The 25,255-nt window shown below is 44.6% G+C and carries 23 protein-coding genes and 1 tRNA gene; 19 read left to right on the forward strand and 5 right to left on the reverse strand.

The window, feature by feature from the left end; genetic code table 11:
* Positions 1–122 precede the first annotated feature (122 nt).
* The 9 genes from BMW61_RS04425 to BMW61_RS04465 all read left to right on the forward strand — a co-directional run bounded on the left by BMW61_RS04425 (position 123) and on the right by BMW61_RS04465 (position 10,191).
* Positions 123–1,496 (forward strand): MATE family efflux transporter, encoded by a 1,374-nt coding sequence (locus BMW61_RS04425; protein WP_091820017.1) that lies wholly within the window; start codon positions 123–125, stop codon positions 1,494–1,496.
* Positions 1,497–1,520: 24 nt separating this feature from the next.
* Positions 1,521–2,528 carry a 2-hydroxyacid dehydrogenase gene (locus BMW61_RS04430; protein ID WP_091820019.1) on the forward strand — a complete coding sequence of 336 codons (1,008 nt, stop codon included), beginning with the start codon at positions 1,521–1,523 and terminating at the stop codon, positions 2,526–2,528.
* A gap of 80 nt (positions 2,529–2,608) precedes the next feature.
* A complete protein-coding gene (locus BMW61_RS04435) occupies positions 2,609–3,715 on the forward strand; it encodes a pyridoxal phosphate-dependent aminotransferase (RefSeq protein WP_091820021.1) in 1,107 nt (368 codons plus the stop codon).
* Between the two features lie 29 nt (positions 3,716–3,744).
* Complete coding sequence (locus BMW61_RS04440) at positions 3,745–4,434, forward strand: cytidylate kinase-like family protein (protein ID WP_091820024.1); 690 nt, start codon at positions 3,745–3,747, stop codon at positions 4,432–4,434.
* A gap of 18 nt (positions 4,435–4,452) precedes the next feature.
* Entirely contained in the window at positions 4,453–5,385 is a 933-nt protein-coding gene (locus BMW61_RS04445; RefSeq protein WP_091820026.1) for an ABC transporter permease, read from the forward strand.
* A 1-nt stretch (position 5,386) separates the two neighbouring features.
* Positions 5,387–6,388: an ABC transporter permease gene (locus tag BMW61_RS04450; RefSeq protein ID WP_091820028.1), complete on the forward strand. Its 1,002-nt coding sequence runs from the start codon at positions 5,387–5,389 to the stop codon at positions 6,386–6,388.
* Positions 6,389–6,421: 33 nt separating this feature from the next.
* On the forward strand, positions 6,422–7,534 hold the full coding sequence (locus tag BMW61_RS04455) for an ABC transporter ATP-binding protein (RefSeq protein ID WP_175475099.1): 1,113 nt from the start codon (positions 6,422–6,424) through the stop codon (positions 7,532–7,534).
* A gap of 14 nt (positions 7,535–7,548) precedes the next feature.
* On the forward strand, positions 7,549–8,472 hold the full coding sequence (locus BMW61_RS04460; RefSeq protein ID WP_091820030.1) for an ABC transporter ATP-binding protein: 924 nt from the start codon (positions 7,549–7,551) through the stop codon (positions 8,470–8,472).
* A gap of 21 nt (positions 8,473–8,493) precedes the next feature.
* Positions 8,494–10,191 (forward strand): peptide ABC transporter substrate-binding protein, encoded by a 1,698-nt coding sequence (locus BMW61_RS04465; protein WP_091820032.1) that lies wholly within the window; start codon positions 8,494–8,496, stop codon positions 10,189–10,191.
* A 38-nt stretch (positions 10,192–10,229) separates the two neighbouring features.
* Here the strand turns inward: BMW61_RS04465 and BMW61_RS04470 are convergent, their stop codons facing one another.
* Complete coding sequence (locus BMW61_RS04470; RefSeq protein WP_091820033.1) at positions 10,230–11,210, reverse strand: LysR family transcriptional regulator; 981 nt, start codon at positions 11,208–11,210, stop codon at positions 10,230–10,232.
* A 227-nt stretch (positions 11,211–11,437) separates the two neighbouring features.
* Here BMW61_RS04470 and BMW61_RS04475 point away from each other — a divergent pair.
* Positions 11,438–11,510: transfer RNA gene (locus BMW61_RS04475), tRNA-Gln, on the forward strand.
* 104 nt (positions 11,511–11,614) lie between these two features.
* Entirely contained in the window at positions 11,615–12,250 is a 636-nt protein-coding gene (locus tag BMW61_RS04480; RefSeq protein WP_091820034.1) for a CPBP family intramembrane glutamic endopeptidase, read from the forward strand.
* A gap of 39 nt (positions 12,251–12,289) precedes the next feature.
* On the opposite strand, the gene BMW61_RS04485 is transcribed toward BMW61_RS04480, so the two are convergent.
* Positions 12,290–13,972, reverse strand: a complete 1,683-nt coding sequence (locus BMW61_RS04485; RefSeq protein ID WP_091820035.1) for an EAL domain-containing protein — start codon at positions 13,970–13,972, stop codon at positions 12,290–12,292.
* A 2-nt stretch (positions 13,973–13,974) separates the two neighbouring features.
* Positions 13,975–15,123: an AI-2E family transporter gene (locus BMW61_RS04490; RefSeq protein WP_091820036.1), complete on the reverse strand. Its 1,149-nt coding sequence runs from the start codon at positions 15,121–15,123 to the stop codon at positions 13,975–13,977.
* A 149-nt stretch (positions 15,124–15,272) separates the two neighbouring features.
* Between BMW61_RS04490 and BMW61_RS04495 the strand changes: the two genes are divergently transcribed.
* Entirely contained in the window at positions 15,273–15,710 is a 438-nt protein-coding gene (locus tag BMW61_RS04495) for a sugar 3,4-ketoisomerase (RefSeq protein WP_242876618.1), read from the forward strand.
* Here BMW61_RS04495 and BMW61_RS04500 read toward each other — a convergent pair.
* Positions 15,681–17,279, reverse strand: coding sequence for a hypothetical protein (locus tag BMW61_RS04500; protein WP_091820037.1), 1,599 nt, complete (start codon positions 17,277–17,279; stop codon positions 15,681–15,683). The genes BMW61_RS04495 and BMW61_RS04500 overlap by 30 nt on opposite strands.
* 52 nt (positions 17,280–17,331) lie before the next feature.
* Here BMW61_RS04500 and BMW61_RS04505 point away from each other — a divergent pair, with 52 nt between their 5' ends.
* Genes BMW61_RS04505 through BMW61_RS04515 form a run of 3 tightly spaced genes read left to right on the forward strand, consistent with a single transcriptional unit; the run spans position 17,332 to position 20,721 of the window.
* Complete coding sequence (locus BMW61_RS04505) at positions 17,332–19,119, forward strand: DUF6020 family protein (protein ID WP_091820038.1); 1,788 nt, start codon at positions 17,332–17,334, stop codon at positions 19,117–19,119.
* Between the two features lie 4 nt (positions 19,120–19,123).
* Entirely contained in the window at positions 19,124–19,882 is a 759-nt protein-coding gene (locus BMW61_RS04510; RefSeq protein WP_022760343.1) for an acyl-[acyl-carrier-protein] thioesterase, read from the forward strand.
* A gap of 2 nt (positions 19,883–19,884) precedes the next feature.
* Positions 19,885–20,721, forward strand: coding sequence for a CvfB family protein (locus tag BMW61_RS04515; protein WP_022760342.1), 837 nt, complete (start codon positions 19,885–19,887; stop codon positions 20,719–20,721).
* 120 nt (positions 20,722–20,841) lie between these two features.
* Here BMW61_RS04515 and BMW61_RS04520 read toward each other — a convergent pair whose 3' ends face one another.
* Positions 20,842–21,033 carry a YjfB family protein gene (locus BMW61_RS04520; protein WP_022760341.1) on the reverse strand — a complete coding sequence of 64 codons (192 nt, stop codon included), beginning with the start codon at positions 21,031–21,033 and terminating at the stop codon, positions 20,842–20,844.
* Positions 21,034–21,243: 210 nt separating this feature from the next.
* Here BMW61_RS04520 and BMW61_RS04525 point away from each other — a divergent pair, with 210 nt between their 5' ends.
* From BMW61_RS04525 to BMW61_RS04540, 4 genes are all read left to right on the forward strand, one after another.
* Positions 21,244–22,326 carry a PucR family transcriptional regulator gene (locus tag BMW61_RS04525; protein WP_022760340.1) on the forward strand — a complete coding sequence of 361 codons (1,083 nt, stop codon included), beginning with the start codon at positions 21,244–21,246 and terminating at the stop codon, positions 22,324–22,326.
* 99 nt (positions 22,327–22,425) lie between these two features.
* The gene (gene ftsE, locus BMW61_RS04530; protein ID WP_026498326.1) at positions 22,426–23,115 is read left to right on the forward strand and encodes a cell division ATP-binding protein FtsE; all 690 of its coding nucleotides are present in this window, start codon (positions 22,426–22,428) and stop codon (positions 23,113–23,115) included.
* Positions 23,102–23,998, forward strand: a complete 897-nt coding sequence (gene ftsX / locus BMW61_RS04535) for a permease-like cell division protein FtsX (protein ID WP_022760338.1) — start codon at positions 23,102–23,104, stop codon at positions 23,996–23,998. Before ftsE ends, ftsX begins: the two co-directional genes overlap by 14 nt.
* A gap of 33 nt (positions 23,999–24,031) precedes the next feature.
* A complete protein-coding gene (locus tag BMW61_RS04540; protein WP_022760337.1) occupies positions 24,032–25,255 on the forward strand; it encodes a murein hydrolase activator EnvC family protein in 1,224 nt (407 codons plus the stop codon).

Raw genomic sequence — 25,255 nt, forward strand, 5'->3', positions numbered from 1 at the left:
GTCATATAAAACAGATGCCCATATAATACACCCATAGCAAAGACAACGGCGTCGGAGATAAAACATCCGGCGCCTTTTTTGTTATAAAGATACGGAAAGTTTGACAGGGAGGAGAGCAGGAAATGTTTAGCAGAGAAAAACTTATGAAGCTGATTATCCCGATGGTAATAGAACAGCTCCTGGCAGTTACGGTAGGCATGGCAGACATGATCATGGTATCGGGAGCCGGTGAGGAAGCAGTATCGGGAATATCACTTGTCAATTCCATATGCGTACTCCTGATCATGGCATTTGCAGCTATGGCATCCGGAGGATCTGTAGTAGTAGCACAGCTCATCGGAGCGGGAGATAAAAAGAAGGCCTGCGAAGGCGCCAACCAGCAGATGTTTATCTGCATACTCCTTTCAGGGGTACTCACAGTGGTGGCACTTCTTTTCAACAGACAGATATTAAAGCTTATATATGGAAATGTAGATGAGCTGGTAATGAAAAATGCTATCACCTATTTCTACATTGTAGCTTGTTCTTTTCCTTTCCTTGCAACCTATAACGCAGGGGCAGCACTTTTCAGAGTAATGAACAATGCACATATATCAATGGTCATGTCAGCAATAATGAACGGCATTAACATCGGACTGAATTACATCCTGGTATTCAAAATGGGAATGCAGGTTTCCGGTGTGGCCTATGCAACACTCGTATCAAGAGCAGTAGCAGCAACAGTGATCCTGACTATGATCAGGAAGCAGACGCTTCCGGTTCATATAGATAAGTACTTCAGATTCGGATGGCATCCGGACATGCTTAGGAAGGTCTTATCAATCGGAGTACCGCAGGCAATGGAAAACAGCATGTTCCAGATTGGAAAACTCCTTACACAATCGCTCATTTCCGGTTTTGGAACTGCTGCAATTGCCGCAAATGCCTGTGCTAACACAGTTGAGATGCTGGCGGATATCCCCGGATCGGCAATGGGACTCGCACTTGTAACAGTAGTTGGTCAGTGCGTCGGAGCCGGAAGATATGATCTGGCAAGAGGATATGTGAAAAAGCTTTTGAAAATCACCTACGCATTTTTGATAACACTTAATATTATCCTTTTCATACTGGCGGGAAATATAGCCGGAATGTACAACCTGACAGAGCTTGGAACACATTACGCATTGCAGCTAATCAGATATCACAGCATCTGCTGCATGGCAATCTGGCCACTGTCCTTCACAATAGCAAGCGTGCTTAGGAGTGCTGGAGATGCGAAGTTCACGATGACAACAAGTATAGTTTCAATGTGGATTTTCAGAATCGGATTTGCATACATAATCGCAAAGGGCCTTGGAATGGGAGTCCTCGGAGTCTGGATAGCAATGACAATAGACTGGGCTTTCAGAGCTGTGATGAATACGATCAGATTTCATGGTCATAAATGGGAGACAAAAGCAGTTGTTAAGGCGAGCGTATCGTCAATGCCTGATAAGAAGGCAGCTGCTGCGTCATAAATATCTGACAGAAGGAGGAGCATTATGAAAATAGCAATTGTAAAACAAAGATCAATGGAATCGACTTACGGTCCGGGATATGACGAAGCATTTTTTGAGAGGCTTTGGGAAAAGTCGCTTATCGAAAAGCTGGAGCCCTCGGATGAAGTTGAATGGATAGATTTCATGAAGCTTAGAAATTTTGACGAGACTGTTTCCGATTACGACGCGGTAATAGGAGCCTGGATCCAGGATGGAATGATATCCGAAAAGCTTCTTACGGAGCACCCCAGACTTAAATATGTATCCACACTGGCACACGGCTTTGGAGAAATCGATGAGGATGCCTGTCATAAGCATCACTGCACGGTTACCAATACAGTGTACGGAGATACCACAATTGCAGAATATGCCTGGGCACTTCTGATGGATATCTGCCACAACATAAGTAAAAACGATTATTTCTACAGGGTAACCCAGTGGGAACCCGGAAATGAAGGAAAGAGACAGTTCACAAGACAGATTGAGCTCTACAATAAGACCTTCGGAATAGTTGGACTTGGTAATATCGGACTTTGCGCAGCGAAGATGGCAAAAGGCTTTGGAATGAAGGTTGTAGCCAACAGCAGACATGTAAAGACCGGCCCCGAATACGAAGGAATAGAGCAGGTGAGTCTGGAGGAAGTCCTTGAACGGAGTGATGTGATTTCAATTCACTGTCCGCTTACACCTGAGACAAAGGGTCTCATCGATGCAGCAGCGATAGCAAAGATGAAGGACGGAGTAATTCTTATAAATACAGCAAGAGGTGCAATCATCGATGAGGCTGCATTAAAGGAAGCACTCGACAGCGGAAAGATCTACGCAGCAGGACTTGACGTCGTAGCAGGCGAACCCCTCTCAGAACCCTGTGAACTGATGAAATGTCAGAACACTAGAATTACGGAGCATATCGCCTGGATGCCAATCGAAGCCAAGATCAGAAGCATAAAAATTGCCGGCGAAAACTTCCTCAACTGGAAGGAAGGTCACCCCACAAGCGTAGTGGCCTGAATATACAAGCCTTCCCCTTGGGGGGGAAGGTGGTCCGAAGGACCGGATGAGAGGAAAACAATCACAAGGAGGAGACAATTATGAATACTACAGAAGTTAAGAGTTTATTATGTAAGGCCCTCAGGGAGAAGCCCGAGACACTGCGTGCCAGCAGAAAGATGGGAAATATCGATTTTGCCAAGTTAAGACACATGGGACTCAATGAAAATGTATTCGGCATGTCGCCCAAGGCGCTGGAAGCAATCAGCGAGGCGAGTCCGGTTTCCAATCTTTATGCAGACTGGACTCAGAAGGATCTTAAGGAAGCAATCGCCGAAAACTTCGGACTTACAACTGAATATGTCACAACAGGATGCGGATCAAGCGCAATGATAGATGCTATGGGAACAGCCTTTCTTGATCCCGGGGATGAACTTATGCTGTGCATGCCTACTTTCCCTGCAATCATTGATACCGCACAGATGCATGGGGCAACAGTGAAGATAATTCAGATGAAGGATGATCTCAAGTTTGATCTTGCAAAGATGCTCCTTGAAATAACCGAAAAGACCAAGATGGTTTACATCTGCAACCCGAATAACCCCACCGGAACATACATCGGAATAGATGAACTAAGAAAATTTGCGGAAAGCTGCCCCGATGATGTGATCCAGGTATACGACGAAGCCTACATCGAATTTTCGGATGCTCCGGATTGCCAGAGCATAGTGGAGTGTATGAAGGAATTGCCGGAGAAACCGATTATCGCACTTAAGACTTTTTCAAAGTTCTATGGTATGGCAGGTGTGAGAGTAGGATATGCACTGGCTCAGCCTGAGATCAGTACATGGCTTGCAAAGTGCGGAACACAGTTTGGCGTATCAAAGACCTCACAGGCAGCAGCTGCTGCAGCAATCAAGGATAAGGAGCATGGAGCTTATGTACATGAGCAGGTAGTAAGGGGGCGCGATTATCTCGCAAAAGAAATGAAGGCTCTTGGATGTGATGTATATGATTCCCAGACGAATTTCATTTTCTTCAATGCTCATGTGGATCCGGTTGAAGTCCAGTACAGGATGATGGAGAAAGGAATCTTCATATCTGCTCAGGCAGGCATGAACAGAGTCTCCGTCTCATATATGGAGGACTGTGAGAGATTCATTATGTATCTTGCGGAGATAATGCATGCACTAAAGGCAACGGCATAAGAAACACTCCTGAAGGAGAGGTGAGGAATATGAAAAAGAACTTCGTGGTTACCATAGCAAGAGGCTTTGGATCCGGAGGAAAAGCGCTGGGGATGAGGCTGGCGGATGAGCTGGGGATCAGCTGCTATGAAAATACAATTCTGGCACTTGCATCCAAGATGACAGGAAAGGAAACGGCAGAGCTCATAGAGATAGATGAAAAGCTTAGAAAAGGATCCATAAATGCTCTTCTTCGAAAGCTTCCGAGAACCACAGAACCCAAAGCGGTTCAGAAGAAATTTGAATCGGATGAAGAGATTTTCAGAGCCCAGTGCGATATCATCAGGAATCTGGCTGATACGGAATCCTGCATCATCATAGGAAAATGTGCGGATTTTGTATTAAAGAATTATGACAATGTTGCTTCCTTCTATGTGGAAGCTCCCAGAGCTTATTGTCTGGAGCGCATAACAAAGAGGATGCATGTTGATGAGGAAGAAGCAGCAAAGCTCATAGAAAAGACTGATAAATACAGAGCTAAGTATTACGAGTATTACACTGACGGAAATTACTGGACCAATCCCGTCAACTACGATATGACCTTCAACATGGCGAGGGTTGGCGAGGATAAATGTGTTGAAACAATAAAGGATTACCTGGTTCTTAAGTTCGGTGAGGATGTTGTTTATCCGGCCAAGGCATCAGAGAGCAATCTCTTTACATTTTCAAAGAATGCATAACGGGGAAGGAGGAGCTATATGGCTAAGTATATTTTAAAAAGAGCATTGATGGCAGTCGGCACAACACTGGTCATCATCATCATACTTTTCTTCCTGCTTCAGCTGATGCCGGGATCTCCATTTAATAATGAGAGACTTACAGAAACTCAGCTTCAGGTTCTGTATGAAAAGTACGGACTGGATAAGCCGGTACCGGTACAGATAGTGCTATATGTGAAAAACATGCTGACAGGAAACTTCGGTGTATCTTATAACATTCAGCAAAATTATCCGGTGGCAAGTCTTTTATCCACCAGATTCCCCATAACGATACGAATCGGAGTTCAGGCCTTCGTGGTAGGAGTGATATTCGGACTGATTCTCGGAATCATTGCAGCACTTCACCACAACGGAGCACTGGATACGGGAACAACGGTATTTTCGATGCTCGGTTCAAGTATTCCATCCTACGTTGTAGCACTCGGGCTGGTATACTTCCTGGCATATAAAGCAGGGCTTTTCCCTCTTACCTATTCGTCGGAGCATCCGTTTTTATCATCGATTCTTCCGACACTTGCTCTTTCAATCGCACCCATGGCGATGACGGCGAGATTTACGAGAAACGAGATGATAGAGGTTATGGATTCGGATTACATACAGCTTGCTGAAACAAAGGGCATGCCGAGATGGAGAGTAGTGGGTGTACACGGACTTAAAAATGCGATGGTTCCGCTGGTAACGGTAATGGGACCCATGCTGATGGGAATGATGACAGGCTCCACGGTAGCTGAGCAGATTTTTTCAATACCTGGTATCGGATCACTATTCATCACGGCAATAGAAACAAATGATTACAACGTTGTTATTACACTGGCATTTATCTTCAGTGCAATGTACATAGTTACACTTTTGGTAATAGATATTCTGTATGGTCTGATCGATCCCAGAATTCGCCTGGCAGGAGGTGATTGATATGGTAGCACACGCTGATGTACAAAGGTATGCATTTGCAAACAGGGATGGGATTTACAGAGATGATGCCTATGCAGTACAGGCATCCTGGAAAGAATCACTGCACATTTTTGCACAGAATAAAGGCGCCGTCTTCGGAACAGTATTTCTTGTATTCATGATTCTTCTGGCGGTGTTCGGACCGATGATGACAGCCTACACCTATGATGAGGTAAATGTGGATGCACAGAATCTTCCGCCGAGAATAGCAGCTTTTGAAAATTTCGGAATCTTTAACGGCACCGTCAAGGGCGTGGATATGTACGAGTTCACAGGAAATGACGGAGTATATCACTGGTTTGGTACAGATACCCTGGGAAGAGATCTTTTTACAAGATTCTGTCAGGGCACAAGAATTTCACTGATAATCGCAGCCATAAGCGCTGTTCTTGATATCCTTATCGGTGTCGGCTACGGACTTATAGCCGGATATTACGGAGGAAAAGTGGATACGGGAATGATGAGAGTGATAGAGATAATTAACGGTATACCTTCACTGGTTGTCGTTTCACTCCTGGTAGTTGTTTTAAAGCCCGGACTTACATCCATCATCGTATCCATGACAATTTCAGGCTGGACCGGAATGAGCCGACTGGTTCGAGCAAACACATTAAGACTTAAGCAGAGTGAACATATCATGGCATCCAGAACACTGGGAACCGGAACCTTAACAATTCTTTTCAGAGAAATATTCCCGAACCTTCTAAGCTCGGTAATCGTAATGGCTATGATGTCGGTTCCGAATGCGATTTTCATGGAATCCTTCCTTTCCTTTATTGGTCTTGGAATTCCTGCACCGCAGGCATCCCTTGGAAGTCTCATAAATGACGGATACAATCATATGCTCACCTATCCGTATCAGTTGGCAATACCTGCAGTGTTCTTCGCAGTGCTCATGTTGTCACTTAATCTCATCGGAGACGGACTTCGAGATGCACTTGATCCGAAGCAGAAAAGGGTTTAACGGATTATGGGTTAAACCGGAGAGGAGACTGTTATGAAAGAAATCAATTACAGAGAACCTATTCTCGAAGTGAAAAATCTGTCTATTTCGTTTCGGACATCTTCAGGTAATCTCAACGCTATTAGAGGCGTGAGCTTCACACTTCATAAGGGAGAGACGGTGGCGATCGTCGGGGAGTCCGGAAGCGGTAAATCCATAACAGTAAAGTCTGTTGTGGGAATAGAAAGTTCCAATCAGAAGATTAACGACGGAGAGATTCTTTATACATTTATTGAAAACGGAATGAAGAAAACAGTGGATCTTCTGAAGTTTTCAAGAAGAGAAAAGATTGCAAAGTTCAACGGACAAAAAATAGCGATGATCTTCCAGGATCCCATGACTGCGCTGAATCCGCTTCTTTCAATAGGTGATCAGCTTACAGAGGGCATGATCAGGCATCTGAAGATGAGTAAAAAGGATGCATGGGAGAGAGGAGTAGAGTTGCTTGATGAGGTCGGTATACCGAATCCTAAGCTTTGTATGGAGAATTATCCGCACCAGCTGTCAGGCGGTATGAGACAGAGAGTTGTTATAGCAATTGCTCTTTCCTGTAATCCGGACATTCTCATTTGCGACGAGCCTACAACGGCGCTGGATGTGACAATTCAGGCCAGAATCCTTGATCTTATCAAGACGATGCAGGAAAAGAGAGGAATTTCCGTAATCTTCATCACGCATGATCTTGGAGTTGTTGCTAAGGTTGCAGATTATGTCTGTGTAATGTATGCAGGAAAAATCGTGGAAAGAGGTACGGCGGAGGAGATTTATCTAAAGCCGAGACACCCGTATACCTGGGGGCTTCTTCTGGCACTTCCGACATTGGAGACAACATCGGACAGGCTGTATGCGATTCCGGGAACACCGCCTAACCTTCTTAAGAAAATCGTGGGCGATGCATTTGCTCCGAGAAACAGATACGCTCTGAATATTGACTACGAGGAGGAGCCGCCGGAATACCAGATTTCCGAGACCCATGTGGTAAGATCCTGGCTCGAAAATCCTCAGGCACCGGTTGTTGAGATTCCGGCAGAACTTCAGGAACGAATAGAAGTGATGATTGATAAGGCAGCTGTGGAAGCACCGGAAGAAACCTATGCAGCCAGCTGAGAAAGGAGAACATCATGGAAAATACTACTCTTTTGGAAGTTAAAAATCTAAAGCAATATTTTAAAAGCGGTAAGACTACAGTCAAGGCCGTGGATGATGTCTCTTTTAAGATTAAGAAGGGCTCGACCTTCGGGCTGGTGGGAGAATCCGGAAGCGGAAAATCAACTATAGGACGTGCCATTATAAGGCTCTATGATCCCACGGAAGGAAAGGTCATTCTGGGCGGCAAGGAAGTGTCCGGAAAGATGACAGCCGAAAAGAAAAAGTATCTCACAAGCAAGATGCAGATGATTTTTCAGGATCCCATGGCAAGTCTTAATCCCAGGAAGAAGGTAATTGATATCGTTGCCGAGGGACTTGATTCCAATCATCTTTGCAAGTCAAAGAAGGAGAGAGAAGAAAAGGTATACGCAATGCTCGAGAGAGTAGGACTAAACCACGAGCAGGCAGGAAGATATCCCCACATGTTCTCAGGTGGTCAGAGACAGAGAATCGGCATTGCAAGAGCGATGATCATGGAGCCGGAACTTATTATCGCGGATGAGTGCATAAGTGCTCTGGATGTATCTATTCAGGCGCAGGTTGTAAATATCATGAAGGATCTCCAGAAAGAGAGGGGACTTACCTATCTTTTCATAGCACACGATCTTGCGATGGTGAAATATATTTCGGATTACATCGGGGTTATCCATCTGGGACACTTCGTTGAAATGGGTACAAAGGAGGAGATATTTGAGCATCCTGTACATCCATATACAAAATCCCTGTTGTCGGCGATTCCGGAACCAAATCCGCTGACAGAGCCCACCAAGAAGCTTGTCACCTACGACAAAGCTAAGGAGAAGGTGGATTACAGCAAAGGGACAGCATATTATCTATCTGAAAATCACATGGTTCTTGGAACTGACGAGGAGGTTGCCCGCTGGATGGCAGTTTAACAGCGGAGAGAGGAGAGGCTTATGAAAAAAGATCTATTGAAGAGAGTAATTGGTTTGACTACGGCAGTTACGATGACAATGTCACTGGCAATCAGTGTTACCGGCTGCGGAGGCTCGGGTGCAAAATCCGCAAGCGGTGTCGGCGGAACAACCGCATCTGCAGCAGAGGGAATTAACCTTAAGTATGCACTTACAGAAGAATTGAATTCACTGGACCCCAATCTGAACTATTCGGCAACATCGATGGGAATGATAACCAACACAAATGAGGGTCTTTACAAATATGATAAGGACGGCAAGATTTCTTACGGACTTGCTGATAAGGTGGACATAAGCGAAGATGGTCTGATCTATACCTTCCATATCCGCGACGACGCATATTGGTCAAACGGAGATAAGGTAACGGCAAATGACTTCCTTTACAGCTGGAGACGTCTTGCAGATCCTGATATGGGCTGTGTTTATTCATATATGCTTGTTACCGCAGGTATTGAGAATGCCCAGGAAGTAATAAGCGGGGCAGATGGATATACTCCCGAAGATCTCGGTATCAGTGCTCCTGATGACAGCACCTTTGTGGTTAAGCTTACAGCAGCTAAATCTTACTTCGATTCCATTTTGGCAGCAGGCTCATATTTCATGCCGATAGATCAGAAGTTTGCTGAAGAAGCCGGAGACCAGTTCATGCTTGATAAAGAGCATTCCATATACTGCGGACCATTCGTAATGAGTGAGTGGGAAGTTGGCGGAACAACCTATACACTTTCAAGAAACCCTGATTATTACGCAGCAGATGAAATTGAAGTATCAACAATTCATTATTCACTTTTAACTGATGCACAGCAGAAAGTACTGGCATGGGAGAGCGGAGAACTTGACAGCGTAACCCTTACCGGCGACTACATTGCAAAGTATGAAGGCGATGAGTCAATGCAGGTACAGCTCCTCGGAGGACTGTTCTTCATAGCATTTAACACAGAAAATGAGTACCTTTCAAATCAGAATCTCAGACTTGCAATCAGTACTGCGATCAACAAGGAGCCCATTGTAAATAACATCCTCTGTGATCAGTCTGTTGCAGCAGATTACATTATTCCCGCAAGCTTTGCAGCTACCTCTGACGGAACCTATTACCGTGATTATGCAGGTAATCCTACTTTTAACGAATACGATCCGGATAAGGCAACTGAGTACTTTGAAGCAGCAAAGAGTGAACTTGGAACGGATACCATTGAACTTGAATTCCTATATAACGATGACAGTAACCTTGCAGCTATTGCAGCCGATATCCAGGCTGAACTTCAGGAGAAGCTTCCCGGATTGGTTATCACTTTGAGAAGTACTTCTTATAACCAGAGACTCCAGGATATGGGCAACGGTGATTACGACTTTGGTATCACAAGATGGTACGGTGACTATCAGGATGCGGCAACCTTCCTTGATATGTGGATCGATGGTTCGGGACTTAACTATGAGAGATTCCATGATGATGAGTACATGGAGCTGTATAACAAGGTAATCGGCGAACTTGCAACAAGTGATAAGGAAGCAGAGAGACTTGCAGCTCAGATGAGAATGGAAGAGATTATGGAAGAGCAGGCTATCATATGTCCACTCTATCAGCCCTCATCGGTAACACTTGTAAATACAGAGTATGAGTATACCTATAGCACAAGCGGATATATCATTCCGAGATATACAAGAAAAAAGGCAGAATAAAAAATATAGCAGCGCTCACTTCGGTGGGCGCTGCTCCTCTATGAAAATGCCTCTTCGGTTCCGCAGTTATATCTTGTGTATCGAATGAAAGCATCCTGTGCAGGTGTTATGGTTAAGGAATTCTGATAATAAAAATATATATTTCTGAGTGCCAGATCATCATCGATTTTATAGAAGACGACCTGGTTTTTATTTTGCTTTGGAGGAGACGGAACTATGTGCAGTGTGGTGTCGCGGATAATTGTAAAGCCGTAACCATAGGTGACAAGGTGATAGGTGGTGGGAATCTGATCCAGATACATATATACTGTGGGAACGCTGCCTACATGGTCGAAGAGTTCTTTACTTCTTGTGTAAAGATCGTTGCCCTCCCTTAGTGATAAAAAGGGAAGATTCTTAAAGCGCTCAAGAGATACCTTGGGACAGGTCTGGCTTCGCTGTCTTCCGTTAAGGACATCCTTGAAGGAAAGCTGATAGTCTATAAGGCTGTCATTTACCTCCCAGGCACCCGGTACAGCGAGAATAAGCTGTTCCTTAAGAAAGAAGAGTTTTTTGAATTCTTCAAAGCCTACAGGATTACTGCTCAAAGCAAAATCAATCTGGCCCAGGCGGAGTGTTTTGATCATCTCTTCACTGCTGGTATTTTCATTCAGGTTGATACTTATGTTGGGATACTTGCTGCGGAATGGATTGAGATGTATCGGAAGTGAATAGCAGCAATAAAAGCTGGTGGCTCCGAAATTGAGATGTCCCTGGTCGGAATTTTTCAGGCTTTCAAAATAATTCTGCGCCTCATTTTCCAGAGCCATGAATTTCTCGGCATATAAAAGATACTGCCTTCCCGCATCGGTTAGAGAGATAGGATTTGTGGACCTGTTAAACAATGTGGTCCCAAGTTCATTTTCCAGCCTCCTTATAGTGGCGCTGAGAGAGGGTTGGGAAATAAACAGAGCCGCAGCAGCCTTTGAAAAGCTTCCGCTTTTATAAATTGCATTTACATATTTTGCTTCGCGTAACATAAGAATCACCCTTTCCTGAAAAAACAAAAAACGAGGGCGTCAAAATTGACGTCCTCGTCTGGATTATAATAATACATGTATAATTAAATTTCAAACACCTTTTTTGAAAATAATGCGGAAATTGGCTTATAGAATAGTGTTTTAGGAAACCGGAAAATAAAATTATAAAAATTTAAAAAAAGTGCTTGCATTAATGGATAAACATACGTATAATACAATCTTGTCGGTGGGCTATCGCCAAGCGGTAAGGCAACGGACTCTGACTCCGTCATTTCGTAGGTTCGAATCCTACTAGCCCAGTTTTTCCTCAGAGAGTTCCTCTGAGGATTTTTTTTACCGTATTTGAGCAGACTTCGGAGTAATGTGGTATAATCAATCAGATATTATACACTTAGAGGTGGGTTGTGAAATCTCAGATTAAGAATCTGGCCTTTCCGATTATATGGGAAGTGCTTTTTATCATATTTTGTATAATAAAGCCGTTTAAGACGCTTTACATATTTTTTGTGTTCTATCTGGTACTGGCTGTTTATTTCGCCAGAGATTTTTCGATCAGAGAGTATACGCAAAATTTTAAGAGTATCAAGAAATTCTGGATACCCGTTGCACTTACTGTCTTAGCAGCGCAGGCTTGCTACATGATAAAGTTCCGTCTCATCCAGCCCAGTTTCATCGGAGCGCTGGACGGAACCTATGATATTACCTGGGAAAACAGCTATATCGGAGAATTCCTGTATGCCATAACAATTCTTTTTCTCTGTCCTATTTCAGAGGAACTGTTCTTCAGAAAAGCAATAATGAATTTTGATTCCTGTACATCAGCTCTTGTGAGCTTTTCACTGGGACTTATACTTTGCGGTTTCAGTTATGCTTATCTGCCCCTTGGTGTTGTGGAAGCCATGGTGCTTGCCCTTCCCTACGCAGTAGCATTCTTCTGGACCAGAAACATATACGTACCCATTACGGTGCACATCCTCTTCATGATGTACCAGCACCTACCCCTGATCATTTATGATGTAGCGCGTATTTCTTTGAGATAAAACTAACGCCCCGTGCAGTGCACGAGGCGTATTTTTTCATCAATATTTTTCTTCGAATTCCTGGATTGGAATGGCGGGCGTAAAGTAGTAACCCTGGAAGCGATCGCAGTCGATGGATTTCAGGTAATCGAACTGCATCTGGGTTTCAACACCCTCTGCCACAACTTTCATGCCAAGCTGATGGATAAGCTTTACACAGGCTTCAAGTACGATCTTGCTCCGGGGATCCGCTAAGGCATCGTCGATGAAGGACTTGTCCAGTTTTACATAGTCGGCTTGGAGCTCTTTTAACATATTTATGGAGAAATCACCTGCGCCGAAATTGTCTATCGCTACCTTAAAGCCTTCTGCCCTGAACTTGTCCAGAATCTCAAGTCGAAGCTCTGTGTCATTCATAAGATCTCTCTCTGAAAACTCAAGGATAAGCTTGTTAGGATCAACGCTGTAAGCATGTACCAGTTCCTTGACCTTTTTGAGCGCATCCATGTAGAAGAGATCTTTCGGAGATACATTCACCGAGATAACAAGGTGGTCTCTCACCGTGGCCTGCCAGGAGCGAAGCTGCTTCATAACGCGCTCCCAGTTCTCGCAGTCGAGTTTTGCTATATTATCATTCTTCTCAAGAATATGAATATATTTATCCGAAGGAGTAATTGAGCCATCGGGCTTTATCCATCTGGTCAGAGCCTCGGCTCCTGTCACACGCTGCTGCTGATCGAAAATCGGCTGAAGGAAAATATGGAACTGACCGTCCTCAAGATTTTTGGGAAAGGCGTTCAGGAATTCTATTTCATTTTCAGCCTGTTTAAGGAGCTTATTGGTATAGAAGGTCAGAACGTTTTCTCTTCGGCCGTGAAGAGACTTAAGAGCAAGGTCTGCACGCTCTATCATAACGGTTACCGGGATGTCGGGATCATCAATCCTGAAAACTCCGAGATGGAAAAACAGGTGATAATTCTCTGTGTCTATCATCTGTCCTATTTCTTCCACAGCGTTCATAAAAACGCCCTCATCGAAACGCTCTTCGGGCATGCATAGAACAAAGTGATCTGCGTGGGTCCTGCCGTAAACAGTATCCTCGCCGCAGTTTCTTCGTAGCATATCCGCGATGGCGATCAGGACTTCATTGCCTCTCTGAACACCGTAGCGTTCATTGAGGGTGCGGAAGTGACGGATATCTCCCGTGATAAGAACTCTTCTGGTATCCGGATCCTCCACAAGAATTCTTCTGACCTCGCGGCAGATTCCGTCAAGGTTATTGAGTCTTGTGAGAAGGTCGTGAGTAACGAGATAATCGGTCTCAGTCATGCCCTGGGAGACCTGTTTTTCATCCTCACCGGTTAATATCTGATGAGTAGGCGGTAATGTCTCACCTTCCTTGTCATCGACAGTGATCAGTTCCATTACGCAGGAAAAATTATTTCTGTCCGGGAGTACCAGTTTTATCGGAATAGACTGTACTAAGAACCTGTGACCGTCATACACCTCTTCCTTGGTCTGGCGCTGATTGCTCATAACCGCTCTGTAGCTGGTGCAGTTGGAACAGCGGGAAGCGGCATTCCATGCGGAATAACACTCCTTTTCGTAGTGGAGTTCTCCTGAGGTGTCCACACTGATCACACGGCATTCGACAGGGTCAACGAGGCGGACGGTATCGTACATCCGCTTCATGTAATCGAGCATGTGCTTAAGTTCCTGATAAGTGTACTCCTCTACCTTCATAATTATTCCTCTTCAGGGGGTTCTGCTTTATCGGCAAGAGCAGCCTCTCTTTTCTGAATCCAATTCTGATATGTAAAGTTAAAGATAGCGGCAAACGGAATGGCAAGCATGATTCCGGCAACGCCGAACATGCGCCCGCCGACTACCAAAGTAACAAGTATCCAAACGGCTGAGACGCCAAGTGTATTTCCGAAAAGTTTGGGTTTGATAATATATCCGTCAACTGTCTGCAGCACTATCGTGAAGATGAGGAAGATAAGTGCATGTATAGGATTTACCAAAACCAAGATGAAAGCACCTATAATGGCACCGACTATGGGTCCGAAGGTAGGTGCGAGATTGGTTACTCCGACAAACAGTGAGATCAGCACTGAGTAGGACATGCCGGTCACTGTCATGAAGAACCAGTTTACTATTCCGACGATGAGTCCATCCAGAAGATCTCCTGCGATGTAGCGCTTCAGGATATCGTTGCAGGTGCTCCAGAATGTGCTCATTCTCTGATAAAAGCTGTCAGGAATAAATGCCTTCATAAGCCTGACACTTCCGGCCTGCAGTTTTTCCATGCCTGCAAGAAAGTATAGGGCGAGGATAGAGCCAAGGATAAAATTAAAGAACCCCTTACCTATGCCGGCAGATACATTTATTATCTGGGACATGGCCTGAGGGAGCTTCTGTGCAAACTGCGACAGGAAGGTATTGATCTTGCCTATGATTCCGGAAAGGTTGATGTGGAAGTTACCTGCCTGGACATTTAAGTTATTGAGCAGGTTTTCCAGCGAACGTGCATAGCTGTCCAGGTTTGACACAAAAGTCGTAATACTGTCTACAAGCTGAGGAATCAGGGCAATCATCAGTATCGCGATAAACAACAGTACAACCATGACAGAGAGAAGTATTGCCAGAGACCTTCTTATTCCGTTTTGTTTTATTCCTGAAAGGATAGTCCTTTCAAAAAAGGCAACAAGCGGATGCAGAACATATGCAAGGATCAGTCCCGTTATTACCGGTGAAAAATATTTCCCGAGTACAGCGATTCCTTTAAACAGCAGGTTAATGTGTGACACGCCCAGATAAACAAGTACTGCGGAACAGGATGCCACTGTGTAAGGAAACCATTTCTGGTTCATGCATTTTTTGAAGAAATTCATGTCTGTCCTTTGTGCTTAAATTGCACAAACCCCCAATCTTAATTTATAATGTAACGTAGCCTCTTTTATAATTTTAGTCTTATATAAAGAGTCTTTCAATTAAAAAAGTATTAAGTTTCGTTCAATTATTGACGTGTGGGAGTTTAGTTATGCTTAATCATATGGACCGCGTAAAGATGATAGAATTCAAGGACATGGGTGATGAGAGAGGTCAGCTTGTCATCGTGGAAGGTGGGAAGGATATCCCTTTCGATATAAAGAGAGCCTTCTATATGTATGGAAGTGACGCAACCGTTGTTCGCGGTCAGCACGCGAATAAGAGGACTGAGTTTGTGCTTATAAATGTGGCGGGAACCAGTAAGGTCAAGGTTATGGACGGAGCGGGAAATGAGACGATTTTCTGCCTGAACAGACCGAATACCGGAATATATCTTCCGAACATGGTTTGGAAGGAGATGTACGATTTTAGCGCCGATTCCGTGCTGCTTGTCCTTGCAAGCGAGCACTATGACGCAAGTGAATACATTAGAGACTACGATGAGTATGTAAGAGAAATCTCATCGTTTGCGGGCGGATCCGATAATTGATATTATCAGAGCCGCAATAAGACCGGCCCAGATACCGAAGGTCAGAGTGCTTCGTATATATTCCATATGCGGAGCACTTTTCTTGAACACATACATAGTGGGATCTTCACTGTCATATCCTACGACGAGGTCACCGGCTGCAAGAGCGGCATCGACGTCGGCCTGAGTCATTTCGATGTTCTTGTGATTGAAATAAGGATCTGCGATTTCGGTTTCAACATACAGAACCTTGGGCTCAGTGTGAGTTTTTGTATAAAAAGCGCACCCGATAAGCCCGATTACTGCGAAAATGAGCGCATACCTTACGAGGTGTATGCTGATTTCATAAAAGCTTTTTGACAGGATTTTTCCGGGAAAAGCAAATCTGCTTTTGAAAGCAGATATTTCTTTTTCGCCAAACGGAAGGATAATTATTTCCTTGCTCAGTGCGGCGGGAAGCGTGTTCTCCATTTTTTTCAGAGAATCATAAAGGTAAGCGCCAAGGAATATGAAGGTCAGATTCTTGAAGCTTAGGTTAAACAGGAAGGGATCACTCATTCCGATAAAGCAGAAGGTGATGATGACTGCCAGCTCCCGGGTTTTGTTTTCCTTTACGAGATTTCCGATCCACATAATATAGAGAGCGCAGACCAGAGCGAAAGGTACCACTCCAAGCTGCAAAAACAGATACAGGAAGGAGTTGTCGAGCATATACCAGTTGGTGGGCGGTGCTTTAAAATATGAACCGAAGGGTGTTATCTTTTCAGTGGTCAGAAAATACAGAGCGAATTCATAGCGCTTGTGAAGGAGTTTGTTCATGAATTCGAAAGCGCTTCCGGTTGCAAGGAGAGGTCCTGCTATCGAGAAGATAACTATCGCGGGAAAGAGAAGTAAAATAAGTGCATTTTCTGCTTTGGTGCGATTTTTTCTAAGCTGTAAATATATGTTTATAATAAGATATAAGCTGATGGATATGAGTCCGGTGAGGCTTACGGTATAAAGATACACATACAGGTTAAGGAGCATAGCAATAACAGAAGCCTTAAGGAGGCTTCTGAGATTTTTGGCTTCATAGAGATAGAAAAATAAGATAATCAGTATTAAAAGCGTTGTATGCGCAGTATTGGGATAAGGGTATCCCAGAGAATGACGGAGGAGAAATCCGTAGCCGCTGCGCTTGTTTATGTGATTTAACTCGGTGATGATGCCGGTGACGGAGAGCAGGTAGAGGACAAAGTAGGAGACGGAAAGGATGATGAGCCCCAGCTTTGCAACCTTTTTTTCACGTATACCCTTCATGCCGAGCATCATGGTAAAGTAGATAAGGAGACCTTTTTCCCCGGAGCAGAGGTAGGTCAGTGCGCCGGTTCCCAGAAAGGCAACTCCTGCGATGTATTCGTAAAGTGTGTGCCTTGTGGCCGCGATTTTAATGATAAAAGCGAGCATGCCAAGTACAAGGCAGGCGTTGTAAACGGGCTGTCCGTCGTAGAGTCCGATGGCTCTTGCGCCAAAAAGCAAAAGGAAATATATGTAGTAAATAAGCTCATGGACTTTTATTGTGTTGTCTGATGGTAAGTTTTGACTGTTCATGCGATAATGTAGTTCCTTTCGGCCCGCTATTTCTACAAGGATTATAACAGATATGGAAGTTTTGGAGAAAAAAGAATTGAATAATGCTCTTGTGGCATTTTTGTGTACATGGGGACTTCAGCTCATGCTGGGGATCACAGTCAGAAATCCGCTGACACTTGTCTTTTTTGCGCTGTTTTGTGCGATGGGGGAGAAGGCGAGGAAAAACAGAAAGCGGAAGCTCTTTTTGCCTATATATGCGATGTCCGCGATATTGACGGCCGCAGTGATACTTTTGTACGGGAAAAGAGCGGTGGCTCGTTTTGACAGTGCCCTGTTCAGGCTTCTTGGAATTGCCATTATGCTGGTGGGAATTTTCCTTTCGTATTTCAGGGTGTTTCAGCTGGTTTTGAAGGTTGGGAATCCGTTTCCTATTCCGAAAGAGGGCTCTGCAAAGGGTGATGATGAGATTGTTGAAAAGGCAGGTGCCGGGGTAAATACTCTTAGTGACACAGCAGTTTTCTTTTTGGCCGCAGCGATTTGCTTTCTGTGCTGGCTCCCATACTTTCTATATGAATACCCCGGGATCATGACCGCAGATTCCATTGTGCAATATGAGCAGGTTATCGGAGTGAATCCACTTTCCAATCATCATCCGATTGCGCATACGATGCTGATAGCACTGTTTTATAAGCTTGGCATGTCGGTCACGGGTGATGTAAATAAAGCGATAAGCTTCTATACAGTGGCGCAGATGATCTTTTTTGCTTGTTGCTGTTCGAGAGTTGTGGTGCAGGTAAAAAGGATTACGGGAAAAGCTGTCCCTGCTTTTTTATCTCTTGCATTCTTTGCCCTGGTACCGTTTAATGCGGTGTTTTCAGTTACCATCTGGAAGGACATTCCATTTGCGGGGATAGTTATGCTGCTTGGATGCAGGCTCTGTGAGATGAGCTTTAAGGAAAATCCGGGAGCCATGGATTTCGCCGGTTTTGCAGTTCTTTCGGTTTTGATGTCTGTTTTCAGATCGAACGGTTGGTATGCATTTTTGGTATGTGCGCCGTTTTTCATCTATGGTTTCAGGAAAAATATGAGGCAGGCGCTTATCTCTGTAATAGCCGCAGTGGTGATTGCCCTTTTGATAAAGGGACCTGTTATGAATGCTGTGGGCATCGTGCAGCCAGATTTTACGGAATCGCTATCACTGCCTCTTCAGCAGGTGGCGAGAGTTCTGGTGGAGGATGAGGAATTATCTTCCGGTGACAGGGAACTGGTGGAGGCGGTCATAGACACTACCTATATCCATGAGCTTTACGCTCCGGATTTTGCGGATAATATCAAGGAACTTGTAAGGGCAGGGCATCCCGAGGTTATCGAGAATAACAAAGGTGCCTATCTTGGGCTGTGGATGCGGCTTGGACTGGCGCATCCCGTGCATTATATAAGAGCCTGGTTTGACCTTGAGGGCGGATACGTGTATCCTGATGTTTCCTATGATGTGGGGAATATCGACGGCATAATGGGCAATTCCTATGGGCTTGTGCCTACGCCTCTTATAGGAGGAAAAGCGGTTGTAAAGGGAAAGGAAATTCTTATCAAGCTCGGAAGCTTTGTGCCGCTTTACGGGATGCTGTGGTGCGCCGGAGCTTACACATGGCTTGTGGTTTTTGTTCTTTTTATGATGCTCTGGAAGAAAAAGACTATGGGCGGAAAGCTTTCGGTATTTGTGATACTGCAGGCAGCGCTTGTGCTTACGCTCCTTATAGCAGCTCCGGTGGTGGACTTTAGGTACGAATACTGCGTCGTGATGCTTATGCCGCTAACGGCAGCGATTTGTGCTATGATAATTAAGAAGAGGATTTAAAAAAATGTACTCATTTAATTCAAGAATACGGTATTCGGAAACGGATATAGAAAATTATCTTACATTTGAATCGCTTATAGATTATTTCCAGGACTGCTCGACTTTTCAGACACAGGAAGGCCCTGCGACCATAGAGGAGATGGCAAAAAAGGGAACGGCCTGGGTTTTAAACAGCTGGCAGGTGGTGGTGAACAGATTGCCGGGGCTTGGCGAAAGGGTTGTGACGGGTACCGTACCCTATGAGCTTAACGGATTTTTCGGACTCAGAAATTTTTATATGGATACCGAGGATGGCGAGAGGCTTGCGGTTGCGAATTCCGTGTGGACACTGATCAATATGGAAAAAGGGACACCGGTTAGGATAGACGATGATATAATTGCTACCTATCCTCTTGATGAGAAGCTCCCCATGGACTACGCTTCAAGAAAGATCCGCCCGGTGGAGGGTGCAGAGATATTCAAGGCGCCTTCTAAGATAATCGGGATGCATCATCTTGATTCAAACCTTCATGTGAACAACGGGCAGTACATACGTATTGCGCTTCAGGCTTTCGATTATGTGGCGGAGAAAAATGATCTTGATAAGCTTCGTAAACTCGCCAAGAGTAGGGAAAAGATCCAGATAAGAGCGGAGTACAGGCAGCAGGCGCATCTGGGAGATGAGGTACAACCGGTGGTTTATGTGGGGGAAGACAGCTATCTCACGTATATAAACGATGATGCCGGCAAACCATATGCAATAATAGAAATAAAAGGATTATAGAAATGTTAAGAATCGGAGAAAAACAGGAACTGATAATTATTAAACAGGTGGATTTCGGAGTTTACCTTGCAGAGAAGCAGGGCGACGAGGACAAAGTGCTTTTGCCAAAAAAGCAGGTGCCCGAGGGCTCCGAGATAGGAGATAAGCTTACCGTTTTCCTTTACAAGGATTCGGATGACAGACTTATCGCCACGACCAAGACTCCCAAGCTCATGCTGGGCGACGTCAATATGCTCACTGTCACCGATGTAGGAAAAATCGGAGCATTTATGGATTGGGGGCTTGAGAAGGACGTGCTTCTTCCCTTCAGAGAGCAGACCAGAAAAGTGAAGAAGGGCGAGAGTGTTCTCTGTGCCCTTTATGTGGATAAATCCGGAAGACTTGCGGTTACTATGAATGTATATGAGTTCCTTAGAACCGACAGCCCTTATCACAAGGATGACAGAGTTCGCGGAACAGTCTATGAGACCAGTTCAAACTTCGGAGTTTTCGTGGCTGTTGACGATATTTTCTCAGCTCTCATTCCCAAGAAGGAGCTGTACGGAGATATCAAGATCGGCGATGAGATAACCGCCAGAGTGGTAGAGGTTCGCGACGACGGAAAGCTCACTCTCAGTGTTCGCGAGAAAGCATATCTTCAGATCGGCTCTGATGCGGAGGCTATCCTCGAAGCCATGCAGGAAAACGGCGGCCGCCTTCCTTTCACCGACAAAGCCGACCCCCAACTCATCCGCGACGAAATGTCCATGAGCAAGAACGAATTCAAACGCGCCATCGGCCACCTCCTCAAGGAAGGCAGAATCGAGATTGGCACAGATGAGATAAGGATGAGGGGATAATAAAGGTAAGAAACAGGACACCCCACACATATCGTGTTATTTTTCAGCCGATTATACGCTCTGCGTAACGAGGCTGAAACAATAATATGATATGTGTGGGGTGTCCGTTCGTGGCTGAATTTACAGCCGGATGTCGATTGTGCCACCCAGGTTCGGGTTGACTGACCTTTCGAGGGCGGACACATCGATCATTTCTTCAATGGTGTTGCCGACATCCTGCAGAGCGTCAAGATTCTTGGAGAGCATAGCTGTTCCCCAGTCAGATTGAAGCTTGCTTGCCGATAATGCCATTGATAATTCAGGTATGTCCATAGGCACCTCCTTAGGCATTTTTGGGTACTGCTTTGGTGTAAAATCACACCACTGCACATGTATCCTTATCCATTTCTTATATCGGAAAAAACACCCTCAAAAACTATTATGGAAAATCAACAAAAAAACAGATAAAATTTGTGGATTTTTATGCATTTATCGAGTAGAATAAAATAAGAACAATGAAAAATTAATTTTGGGAGATTAATTATGATTTCAAATCAGATCCTTCAAAATACCATAGACGGCTTAAAAGGCATAGCACATGTGGATTTATGCGTACTTGACGTAGATGGAAACGAGGTTGCCGCAACAAGACCCGACTTTACAAACATGGGTGATTCTGTTCGTGATTTTGTCAGATCACCTGCTGATTCTCAGGAAGTGCAGGGCTATCAGTTTTTCAAAGTATATGATGAGCAGCAGCTCGAGTATATACTGATCGCTGCGGGAAGCGGTGAGAGCACCTATACTATTGGCAAGATGATCGCATATCAGATCCAGGGACTGCTTGTTGCTTACAAAGAGAGGTTTGATAAGGACAATTTCATCAAGAACCTGCTCCTTGACAACCTTCTTCTGGTGGATATATATAGTAGAGCTAAGAAACTTCACATTCCGTCCGATTCCAAGCGTGTAACCATGATTGTTTCCGCGGATAAGGTTCGTGAGAACAATGTGCTTGAGCTTATAAGAACTCATGGCACCGGTAACGGCGGGGATTTTGTGACAGAAGTGGATGAGGACAATGTTATTGTCGTTAAGGATGTGTCCGAATACAGCAAACCCGAAGAGATTTCAAAGTCTGCGGGAGAGCTCCAGGAGCATCTTGAGTCCCTTGGCATAACCAATGTTCATATTGCCATCGGTACTGTTGTAGGAGAGATTAAGGAAGTCAGCCGTTCATATAAAGAGGCCAAGATGGCGCTTGACGTAGGAAGAATTTTCTTTGATGAGCGCAAGGTTATAAGCTATGGGGAGCTTGGCATCGGACGACTTATATATCAGCTGCCCATCCCGCTTTGCAAGATGTTTATCCGTGAGATATTCGGCGGTAAAAATCCCGATGGATTCGATCAGGAGACACTTGCGACGATTGATAAGTTCTTTGAAAATAACCTTAATGTTTCAGAGACTTCCAGACAGCTGTTTATTCACAGAAACACTCTGGTTTACAGACTTGATAAGCTCCAAAAGAGCACAGGTCTTGATCTTCGTGTTTTCGATGACGCCATCACATTCAAGATTGCACTGATGGTTGTACGATACATGAAATACATGGAGCGATACTAAGAATCCGTAGGATCGCGATACAGTTAAGTAGTAGGAGTAATAAGTATGGAAAAAGTTTACAGAAGAAAACGTGCCGCCGGACCGGTTTCGGAGGATGAGATCATCACGCTCGATAACGTGACAAAATCTTATTCTACGGGAGCACCAGCTTTAAATGGAGTCACCCTTCACATAAAGAAGGGTGAATTTGTTTTTATAGTAGGAGACAGCGGATCGGGTAAATCCACCCTGATAAAGCTGCTTCTGAGGGAGCTTGTTCCTTCTGACGGAACTATCACCGTTATGGGACAGGACCTTGGCAGAATGAGACACAGAAACATCCCGAAGTTCAGAAGAAAGCTTGGAATAGTATTCCAGGATTTCCGACTTCTGAAGGACAGAAATGTCTATGAAAATGTCGCTTTTGCCCAGAGAATAATCCAGAAGTCCAACAGAGATATCAAGAGAAATGTTCCTTCGGTTCTCGCAATGGTGGGACTTGCAGGAAAATACAAGAGTAAGGTAACTCAGCTTGCAGGCGGAGAGCAGCAGAGAGTTGCCCTTGCAAGAGCTATTGTAAATAAGCCGGAGATACTTCTTGCGGATGAGCCTACGGGTAACCTCGATCCCGGTAATACCTGGGAGATCATGAAACTCATGGAGCAGATCAACCTTAACGGGACTACGGTAATTGTTGTTACACACAACAGGGAGATTGTTAACGCGATGCATAAGCGCGTTATTACTATGAAAAAAGGCGTCGTGATTCACGACGAAGAAGAGGGTGAGTATCACGATGAGGATGAGTAGTTTTTTCTATACAATAGGACAGGGCTTTAGGAACCTTGGTCGTAACAGATGGTATACGCTTGCATCAATTGCAACAATCAGTGCCTGCCTGTTCCTTTTTGGTATATTTTATTCGATAGTAACCAATTTTCAGCATGTGGTTCAGACAGCTGAGGAGGGAGTTTCCGTTACGGTATTTTTCAATGAGGGAACGACGGAGGATATAATCCTTGCGACCAAATCTCTGATTGAAAAGAGACCTGAGGTCAGCAGAGTTGAGTATATTTCTGCTCTGGATGCCTGGGAGGGATTTAAAACCGATTACCTTGGAGAGTATGCGGACGGCTTTACGGAGAACCCGCTGGAGGATTCTGCGAACCTTCAGATTTACTTAAATGATGTGTCCATGCAGCCTGCGCTGGTAACCTATCTCGAATCGATAGAATGCGTAAGGATGGTCAACAGATCTGAGGTTACGGCTTCCACGCTGAGCGGAATCAATAGCCTGATAGCATATGTATCACTCGGAATAATCGGAATCCTTTTACTGGTTTCAATTTTCCTTATCAGCAACACGGTTACGATAGGAATTTCGGTCAGAAAAGAAGAGATAAATATCATGAAGTACATCGGTGCCACGGACTTTTTCGTACGTGCGCCCTTTGTCATAGAGGGTATTATTATCGGACTTATAGGTTCACTTTTCCCGCTTGTGATAATTTATTTTATCTACAATAAGGCAAAAGAATTCCTGGCAATCAGATTTTCAATGCTTAATTCAATACTGGATATTCTTCCGGTAGGAAAGATTTTTGAAGCTCTTACACCTATTTCAATTCTTATAGGAGTGGGGATCGGTTTTCTTGGAAGTGTTACAACTGTACGCAAACACCTTCATGTATAAGAGCAACGGAGTTTATGGGGAGGCTGCCGGATTTTGATTAGTACGACATTTGGGAAAAGAATAACAGGGTCAGTTCTGGTTCTGTGCCTGCTTGCAGGCACAGTTTCTTTTGCGGGGACACCTGTGCGCGCCGCTGTAACTGCGGAGAGTATAAAGGAAAAAGAGGGACAGATCAAAGACGCGAAGAAGGAGAGGGATTCCATGAAGAGCTCTCTCACCGATTTGCAGTCTGTTAAGAAATCTCTTGAAAAAGAGAAGTCGGATCTGAATTCCTATATCACCAAGCTGGATGCAAGCCTTGATGACATTCAGAAGAAGATACAGGATCTCGGTGATAAGATTGAACAGAAAGAAAAAGATATAGAAGAGACAACGGCTGAGCTCGAGGAGGATATCAGAATCCAGAACGAGCAGTATGAAGCTATGAAAAAGCGAATCCGTTTCATGTATGAGAGGGGAGATACACTTTACTTCCAGCTTTTACTGGAGACGGGGACCTTTTCAGATATGCTTAATAAGGTAGAGTATATAGAGGAACTGTCAGCCTATGACAAGGGTAAGCTCGATGAGTATATAGCACAGACAGAACTCACCACTCTTACAAAAGAGGCCCTTGAGGAGGAAAAGAAAACTCTTGATGAAGCCAAGGCAGAGGTTGTCATAGAGGAAGGCAATCTTCAGACTCTTATCGCTGAGAAGAATACGGAAGTAACCAAGCTTTCCGCAAACATTCAGGATAAAGAGGCTGCCATCGCGGAGTATGAGAAACAGATTGCGGAAGAAAATGCCACAATCGCAGCTCTTGAGAAGGCTGTTGAGGCAGAAAAGGCTGAGCTTGCGGCTCAGAATGCAAGAAAGTATGACGGAGGAATGTTCACTTTTCCCTGTCCTTCATATACAAGAATATCGGATAACTATGGTATGAGAATGCATCCCACACTGGGAATCCAGAAGATGCATAACGGCATCGATCTCGCTGCAGCAAGCGGTTCTGCTATACTTGCGGCTTATGACGGCAAGGTTGTGGCGGCTGCTTATAATTCGACAATGGGAAACTATGTTATGATATCCCATGGAAGCGGACTGTATACGATTTATATGCATGCATCCTCGCTCAGCGTTTCAACAGGAGCTGAGGTGACTAAGGGCCAGAGAATCGGCTCTGTCGGTTCGACCGGCAGATCTACGGGACCGCACCTTCATTTCGGAGTAAGACTTAACGGAAGTTATGTAAGCCCGTGGAATTATCTGAAATGA

This window comes from Butyrivibrio sp. ob235, assembly GCF_900109475.1.
Lineage (GTDB): Bacteria > Bacillota > Clostridia > Lachnospirales > Lachnospiraceae > Butyrivibrio.